Here is a 7,566-nt window from a genome sequence, read left to right on the forward strand (position 1 = left end):
AGCAGAGATGCGCGGGCATGGCTCCGCGCTGTCCGGAGTGTCGGAATCAGTACAAGAGAGGGACGTCCCGACTTGACAAACGAACGCACCACGCGCACACGACACCTCATTGCAAGGGTGACACTCCGTGGTGTCTGTCGAGGCGAGCACTGCAAGACTGTGAGTAGAGATCTCTGAGATGGGGGGTGTCAGATCACGGCCTTGGTGAGCCTCCTCTTGAGAGAGAGGATAGCAGCTGACAAAGCACTCTATCCACAACTGTCCCCGGCCCACTGATATCTGCGTTGTGTGGCCACCTCCTGTAGGTAGGACCTCCTGAGTTTCTGCCTGATTACTCCGGATTACTGTGCCATGGGATTCATCTCTCCGGACGTTCTGTGTTCCAGAATGACCCCAGAGCTGTCAAGTGAGTGCACACGGATAAGATATATTACCTTCAGCTTGTTTGGCAGGGGTGAGTATTGTTCAAATGCTGAGTCTACTGGGTATGCTATCTTATGGACCTGAAACAGGGATACAAGTGAGCATCATGGTTGTGATCCTGTTACTTCTGATAGTTTCGATATACCTAATGGAAGAAACACTTGTCGATGGCCATCGAAAGGCCAAGAACGGTGGCAATCGCCATCCCACAAATCGTTTCTACATGATGTATACTGAACACCCTCTCATCGTTGACTGCGTCCATATCGTCACAATTCTCGGATTAGTAGCGGTTCCATTCGTCGCTTGGGCAGTGGTCGGCCTCTGGGGCTTGATACTGGTCCTTGGTGTCTTGGTCGTGAGCTTCAGAGGCAGCTTCCATCACATCGATACACTCATCAACGCACGGTACCGCCAACGTCTGGAGGGCGAGAAGTTCATGGTGCGCGAGTACATGCGTTTGACGATGCTCAGTGGTGCTGGTGCGGAGGATATCGATGGACTGCTCAAGAGGAGAGTCGATTTTCTCGTGAGTGGCCACTCGAATAGCCCTCGTCTGACGCAAGCCGAGGTTGATGAGATCTTGAGTCTATTAGCCACAGACTCTGATGCCGTAGGACTTGCAGCAAGGCGTCTTCTCGGCTCTCAGGACCAAGGCCGCCCCCCTCTCGGCTAGGCCGCAGCTGCATCGAAGCTGGATAGTCCCAGCTGAGCGAGTTCTCTGTGAAGGACGAGCTCATCCAGAGCACTAGCATCCCGGGCACGGCCTACGTCGGTCTGTTCGACGAGAACAAGCAGTGCGTGCTCCTCGTCTACTGGGGCGACTCGTGGGCCGACACCCAGAAGGGCTACTTCCAGACCTACTACTACCCGCAGGGCGGAGGCTCCTATACCCAGTCGTCCGGCTACATCTACACCTCGTTCCAGAAGACCGCCAAGTTGTGGTGGGACCCGGGAATGCCGGACGTGACCCCGCAGGGGGTCATCTACTCGACGATCGACGGACAGGGCGGAGGAATACCAATTGCTGCGGTTGACAATGCGTCGCGGGTCATCAAGTATGTCGTCATTCTCGGCTACAGGTATCAGTCCTACTCGCTGGTGGACATGAGGGTACATGATGTCAACGTGGTCGCTGACTTCAACAGGCACGACCAGAACAGTCCAAGCCCGACAGAGCCGGTGGAAGAGGATGGAACGTGCCCTGGAACGGCAGAACCATCTGATGGTCAGTCTGTTGTGAACAATATCATGGGATTTGTGCAGTCTTGTCTCACCACAACGTGGCTGCCCTATCCGTGGCCGGTCCTCCGGCTTGTTACATCATTATCCACCTACGGGATTCAGTTCGCTCTGTCAGTGGATGTGGATCTGCTAGGCTCGATTAGCTTGTCCACACTCACGCTCCACCACCCTCTAATCGACGCAGCAACTGACATCCAGCTGGAGGCAGCTGCAGCGAAGGTACTTGGGTTCAGTGCCGTTTCGTTCTGGAGCGCAATTGCTGCTGTTTCTTTGACGGCCGCTCAGATGGTTGCAACGTTCAGCCTTCTGCCGCATGCTCGAGCGTTGTTCATGGTGTCATTGATGAGCTATGTCGGTGCTTCTGTCATGGTTATCATCACAATGGCCCAGAACTACCTCAATGGTGCGCTCACACGAGAGGATGGACTTCTTGGGCTTGCACTGGTGGGATGGGGAATCCTCTTTGGTGGCAGTAGCCTTTCAAAGACCAGCATCTTTAACAGGCTGTTCAGATGCCTTGATAAGTTCAGGGGTCCCATTCCGGAGCCTTGGTCATCGTTTGAGGCCGGCCTGTTATGTGCTCGCGTTCTCGTCCTCCTGTTGGCGTTGGCGGTCGCCGCAGGAATTGGTGCTGGAGCTCTCCAGGAATGGCTGACTTGATTGCTCCGTGACGAAGGTGAGTGTGATCTATGGCAATCGACCCGTTTCTCCTCGGGCTGCTCTACTCTGCATCGTTTCTTCCGTTTCTGATTCTGGGAGCAGCTAATCTACGAACAGAGCTCTTCCGAAGAGCCCTTAGCAGGCAGTGTCCGCAGACGCTGAAGCACTCTGGCAGGCTGCCACTACTAGTAAGGTTGCACGCTGCCGAGGTCCGAACCTTGAGACGATGTCTGTCAATCACAGTTGTCAACCTCATGGTGTTCTTCGGCCTGCCTCTCCTTGCTGTGGCTGTTCTCTGGCCCGAGGACCTACTCGTCCTCGCCAGCGAAACCACTCCCACGATAGCATTCATTTCGTTCCTCTTCATACTGCGAGTACTCTGTATCAGTCCCGACCTAACGGGCGGCTTGAAGTGTGAGATTGCTGCTCATGAGCGGAATGGACAGTAGGGCTTCAGACACCCAAATCCCGGTCTGTTCTGAGATTGCAGCGTGTTCGGCTCTTGTCCGAGTCCTGTCGTCAGAGAGGGCGCGTCGAAGCAGGTGACCGGGCTGTGACGGCGCAGTCCACTCCTCGCTCGACGGAGGGACGGCCCACTTCATGAACGAGGTGGTCAAGGCATCACGAGCCAAGTACGTGGTGACGCTTTGCCAAAGGTATCAGTCGTACAACTTGGTGGACATGAGGGTGCAGGACATCAACGTGGTGGCCGACCTCAACAAAGCGGACCCGAACAGTCCCAACCCGACAGAGCCTGTGGAGAGCGATGGGACTCCCAAGGGGAAGGCCGAGGCAACGCGTACGGCGCAAGTCTACGCTGAGAGTAAGATGGCTGATGCGAACAGCGCAATTATGGTGTACTGGACCGGATGGTGGCCTCTGGTTCACTTCGTTATCGAGTATGGGGTGGTATCTGGTGTGTATGTGTCCGTCCACATCACAGCGGACATTCTCGGGAGTATCGACATCGCAGGTTTCAGCATCCAGTTCTTGGGCATCGAAACGATGTCAGCCGCTCAAGGAGACAGTCTGGTTGATCAGCTCGGATTGAGAGTTGACAGTCTTGTGGGAACTGAGAACGTCTGGAGCTACTTCTTCGCGGCGGCCACCATTGCCTATGCCGCCGCTGAGGCGATATCTACCTTTGCGCCACCCGGCTCAGTCCATGCGGAGGTGGCCTTTTTGGCCTTCCTTGGTATATTCATTGCATCTACGGTATCAGGTCTGGTTGCTCTTGCACAGGCAGTTGCACAGGGCATTGGGGACCCGTTCTATGCCTGTCTGGCTTTCCTGGGAATTGCATTGGTCGCACTCGTCGCTGTGGGGGCGCATAGGAAGGCAATCCACAATTGGGGTGGAGCGAGTGAAGGCGCAGCAAGGTACTTCAGGTTCTTTCAGGAACGGTACCAGCAGGGACATGACTGGGAGAAACGGGGATGGGATGGTCGATGTCACTTTGGACTCATGCTCGCTCAGCTCACAGTCCTTGTGACGATTGTCATTATGGCAGCAGGCTTATTTGCGGGGTGGGTGTATCAATGGTTCGTATAGATATGCTGTCACGCGGCACACAGAGGGACGGGAATCCAGAAAAAGGCCGGCAGGGAGGTCTATAGAACACATGCAGATACTGTGGAGTTACGTTCTCTCAGTTGTTGCAGCATTTGGACTTCCCTATCTGTTCTGGGGTATACTTGTCTACCTTGAGTTGAAAGGGATGGATCTGCTGGCCGCGCAAGCACGAGGTGAGATTGCGAGCCCCACAGGTGTTGGAGCGTGGTATGCACGCAACATCTCCAGCACCCGGAAGCAGATGTTGTACTACCTGATCACCCGTCTTCAAGCACCCATCACTTTCTATCTGGTAGCGTCATTCTGCCTACCGGGCAACATACCGACGATCCTCATCTACTTCTTACCCACGCTTCTAGTCTTCACTGTTCTTGAAGAGGCACTCTGCGGCAGTTCACGAATGGAACTCCAGTCACAGATTCGGGGATGGTCAGAAGGCCCATCGTGGGAGGAGGAACAACAGTACTTGCAGGAGCAGAAGGCAATGAGGCAACTGAGGAAACTGGGCAAGGACGCAGAGGAAGAGTGCCTGCAGAGGGGTTCACAACTAGCTAGTGGTGAAGATAGCCCTTCTGTGCCAGAGCGACAACCGGAGGATATGTGAACATCTGTAGTGGTGCAATGGGAGTCACAGATTGGTGGTAGAGCGTCCACAAGACCACCAAGAAGCAGTTCTGTGCGAGAAGCTTCTGTACTGTTTCGTGCGTGATTGTGGGACCGAAGGTGCCTGTTACATGAATCTGCCTAGCAATGAGGGTCCGGTCCCAGAAGATGTAGCTCTTGGGTTGCTGGAACGAGTGTGCGTCATGATGGTGTGTCTACAGCACATCAACAGTGATGGTGCCTCTCGCAGCATGTCCTATATTCACGAGCTTTCTTGATGATATGGCGAGAAACATGGGCCTCGCGAGGGCCACATAGGAGGTCAAACGCTGCACGAGTCAATGTTTGTTGCCGACGTCCAACAGTGTATGATGTCAGATTGTGTGACTGCAGTCGCGCTCATGGGCCTTCTTGTTGCACTGCCATTCTATCTCACGGCCCTGACACTCCTCTTTGTCGGCAGAATGAGAACGGAGCATCTTCATGATAACATCTTCCACAGACTGTTCGACTTCTGTGAGTCGACCACCCTAGGCCGTGTTATCGGAGGCTCGGCCCTGTTCTCCCCCACAATCATAGTCATGGTTGGCACGGCAATCGTTTGTCCTGCCGATATGCTGGATGGTGCGATGTTCGCTACTCTGCCTTGGCTCGTCTTCTCCCTGACTGCTCTTGCAGAGCTAAGGTATCAAAGAAGGATCTGAACCGTAGCGCGAAGGGGAGAATGGCAAACACTGAAGGCCCACGACACCAACGTGGTCGCTGACCTCAGCAGGCACGACCCCAGCGCGCCCAATCCAGATGATCCGCTGGAACATGATGGTACCACCAACGGATCAGTGACTTCCGCTGGTTCTGCATCAGGAGACAGGAGTCTGTCAGATGCCACTGATCGGCTAGTCCGCACATACTGGACTCCCGACTGGCCAATTCTCAACATGCTCATCCTTGACCCACTCAACACGGGGACCGCTCTCCTCCACTTCGGACTTGACTTGCTCAACACAGTGTACGTGTACACAGAACAGCTTGCTGCATGGATTGACAGTATCATTGACTTCGTGGGTGATAAGGCGTCCATTGTAGTAGCCATAATCCAAGAGCTTGCCGAAAAGGCCTTCGAGATCATAGGAGTAGTCTACGCATTTCACTATGCTCTCGCCGGGTGGGTGCTGGTCGATACGGTGAAGTTCATGGATCTATCGACAACAGTTCTGCTAGCATCGATTGCAACAGCTGCACTGGTGACTATTGGGTTTGTTGGACTCGCATACCTGGCAGCTATCAGTGCCGGTCAGATTTTCGGTCCAGATGAGGCCGCAGTCATATGGCTAATCGTGCTGCTTGAAGCACTACTCGTATTGGGAAAATGGTACTGGGGAAAACTCAATCCAAATGCGATTGCATCAACAGTGATCCGAATCTCTCAATTCACAAGCTCTCTTTGGGGCCCATTTCCGTCGGAGATTCTCATCCTCTGCTGGTGGAGCTGGGCAACATACATATTCCTGCGTGGCGTCATTGCTCTGGCAATCGCGAACATGGCGGTCCTCTTCCAATCATAATGATGTGGGTGATCTAATGCTGCAAAGCGAAGCTCTTGTATGGATACTGGAAATCGTAGTCATTGTGGCCATTCCAGCAATTCTCCTCGCGAATGTGGGCAATTACATAGAGGCGGTGATATACAACTCACTCAGACCTGACCCTTTCGTCACGCGGTCGATTGGACGCGAGCACATACTGCGTGCATACGAGCACAGCCGACGGAGTCTGGACCTCTTGCTGCTGCTACTCTATGCCTGCAGTCTACTGCTCATGACAATAGCAGGCATTCTGCTGGGCGCCGTTCTGGGCGAGGCCAAAGGCCTATCCCTGGGCTTGGTGTTTGGTCTGATGATGGTCTCAGACCTTCGGCACGGAGTCCGTCTACAAAGGAGACTGGAAAGAAAGCTGACACGTGAGAAGCAGCTATGGGAAGACTACTGGCACCGTAGCGATGGTGGAATAGCAAACGTCAGCTCACAGATCATGAGCTGGCTGGAGCGACGCCACAGGAGCGGCAAGTTGGACGACGAATGGCTGAGATGGGGCCTGAGGACAGTCCTCGAAAACGCACAGAGTGGGGACGCAAGTTCTCGTCGGGTTCTCGAGGAGACCAGATCCCGGACAGACGAGTTTGGTCAGAGAGTGAATAAGATGCTGACACTGATCGAGCAATGAGTGTGACTCTGTGGAGATGAGGATACACGATATCAACGTGGTCGCTGACGTCAACAGGCACGACCCGAGCAATCCAGACCCGAGTGAGCCTGAGGCGTTCGATGGTTCTCCAGAAGGAGTGGCTGAAGGCACAGCTGGCAAGAGCTTCGTAATGGACTTCCAGAGTATTGCTGAGCAGGCCCTCATGCTGCAATGGATGATGGTGTGGTGGCCGATCCTTAGGATCACAGCGAATCTGGCATTCCTTGGACTGACATTTCTGTTGACCCTTGACATCGATCTGTTGGGTTCGATGACTGTTCAGAGCTGCAGTTTCCTACACACGGCACTTGAGAGTATGACGGAAGAGGAGCAGGACAGGGCACTCGCCTTGACTCTCTCATTGACCACCATCCAGCAGCTAGAACTTGTAATACTGGCCTCGTCTTCTGCTGCGTCGTTCTTCGCCACCTTTCAACTCCTACCACAGGCGAAGTTGTTATTTACCGCAGCCCTCATTACATGGACGTTGGCATCAATGATGCTCATATACACGATGGCCGAGTACTTCCTCAATGGCATGTTGAGCCAGAACGATGCTGCATTCAGTCTGTTCGTTCTGGCAGTCGGTCTGTTCTTTGCCGATCTCCAACTCGCTACGCAGGCCTTCGGGAGAGTGTTTGGCTTCTTGAACAAGTATCGAATCAGTGTTCCAGACTGGGGTTATCATGACACAGCATTCACGGCTTGCAGGCTACTTGTCTTCCTTCTTGCCCTTGCTGTCTTGGCGGCGATAGCCTGCAGCTGAGGGGGTGATTGTCGATGGTCAGTGAAGAGACTGTCAAGTTCTTGGTCCTGCTG

General features: G+C 54.0%; 9 protein-coding genes. All 9 read left to right on the forward strand.

The genetic code is table 11. The features are described 5' to 3' along the window. The first annotated feature begins 469 nt into the window (after nt 1-469). Nucleotides 470-1,099, forward strand: a complete 630-nt coding sequence (locus HXY34_06625) for a hypothetical protein (GenBank protein NWF95800.1) — start codon at nt 470-472, stop codon at nt 1,097-1,099. A 47-nt stretch (nt 1,100-1,146) separates the two neighbouring features. Then, on the forward strand, nt 1,147-2,328 hold the full coding sequence (locus HXY34_06630) for a hypothetical protein (protein ID NWF95801.1): 1,182 nt from the start codon (nt 1,147-1,149) through the stop codon (nt 2,326-2,328). A 29-nt stretch (nt 2,329-2,357) separates the two neighbouring features. After that, entirely contained in the window at nt 2,358-2,777 is a 420-nt protein-coding gene (locus HXY34_06635; protein NWF95802.1) for a hypothetical protein, read from the forward strand. A 151-nt stretch (nt 2,778-2,928) separates the two neighbouring features. Continuing rightward, nucleotides 2,929-3,879, forward strand: coding sequence for a hypothetical protein (locus HXY34_06640; GenBank protein NWF95803.1), 951 nt, complete (start codon nt 2,929-2,931; stop codon nt 3,877-3,879). A 70-nt stretch (nt 3,880-3,949) separates the two neighbouring features. Next, nucleotides 3,950-4,504: a hypothetical protein gene (locus tag HXY34_06645; protein NWF95804.1), complete on the forward strand. Its 555-nt coding sequence runs from the start codon at nt 3,950-3,952 to the stop codon at nt 4,502-4,504. 400 nt (nt 4,505-4,904) lie between these two features. After that, nucleotides 4,905-5,207, forward strand: coding sequence for a hypothetical protein (locus HXY34_06650; GenBank protein NWF95805.1), 303 nt, complete (start codon nt 4,905-4,907; stop codon nt 5,205-5,207). Nucleotides 5,208-5,258: 51 nt separating this feature from the next. Beyond that, nucleotides 5,259-6,068 (forward strand): hypothetical protein, encoded by an 810-nt coding sequence (locus tag HXY34_06655; GenBank protein NWF95806.1) that lies wholly within the window; start codon nt 5,259-5,261, stop codon nt 6,066-6,068. Nucleotides 6,069-6,084: 16 nt separating this feature from the next. Beyond that, nucleotides 6,085-6,726 carry a hypothetical protein gene (locus tag HXY34_06660; protein NWF95807.1) on the forward strand — a complete coding sequence of 214 codons (642 nt, stop codon included), beginning with the start codon at nt 6,085-6,087 and terminating at the stop codon, nt 6,724-6,726. A 16-nt stretch (nt 6,727-6,742) separates the two neighbouring features. Beyond that, nucleotides 6,743-7,513, forward strand: a complete 771-nt coding sequence (locus tag HXY34_06665; GenBank protein NWF95808.1) for a hypothetical protein — start codon at nt 6,743-6,745, stop codon at nt 7,511-7,513. Nucleotides 7,514-7,566: the final 53 nt, after the last annotated feature.

This window comes from Candidatus Thorarchaeota archaeon (assembly GCA_013388835.1).
Taxonomy (GTDB): Archaea; Asgardarchaeota; Thorarchaeia; order Thorarchaeales; family Thorarchaeaceae; genus JACAEL01.

Excerpts from the sequence above, each read along its gene's own strand:
- HXY34_06625 (NWF95800.1), top strand. The coding sequence starts at position 470 with ATGCTGAGTCTACTGGGTATGCTATCTTATGGACCTGAAACAGGGATA.
- HXY34_06635 (NWF95802.1), top strand. The coding sequence starts at position 2,358 with ATGGCAATCGACCCGTTTCTCCTCGGGCTGCTCTACTCTGCATCGTTT.
- HXY34_06640 (NWF95803.1), top strand. The coding sequence starts at position 2,929 with ATGAACGAGGTGGTCAAGGCATCACGAGCCAAGTACGTGGTGACGCTT.
- HXY34_06645 (NWF95804.1), top strand. The coding sequence starts at position 3,950 with ATGCAGATACTGTGGAGTTACGTTCTCTCAGTTGTTGCAGCATTTGGA.
- HXY34_06650 (NWF95805.1), top strand. The coding sequence starts at position 4,905 with ATGGGCCTTCTTGTTGCACTGCCATTCTATCTCACGGCCCTGACACTC.
- HXY34_06660 (NWF95807.1), top strand. The coding sequence starts at position 6,085 with ATGCTGCAAAGCGAAGCTCTTGTATGGATACTGGAAATCGTAGTCATT.
- HXY34_06665 (NWF95808.1), top strand. The coding sequence starts at position 6,743 with ATGAGGATACACGATATCAACGTGGTCGCTGACGTCAACAGGCACGAC.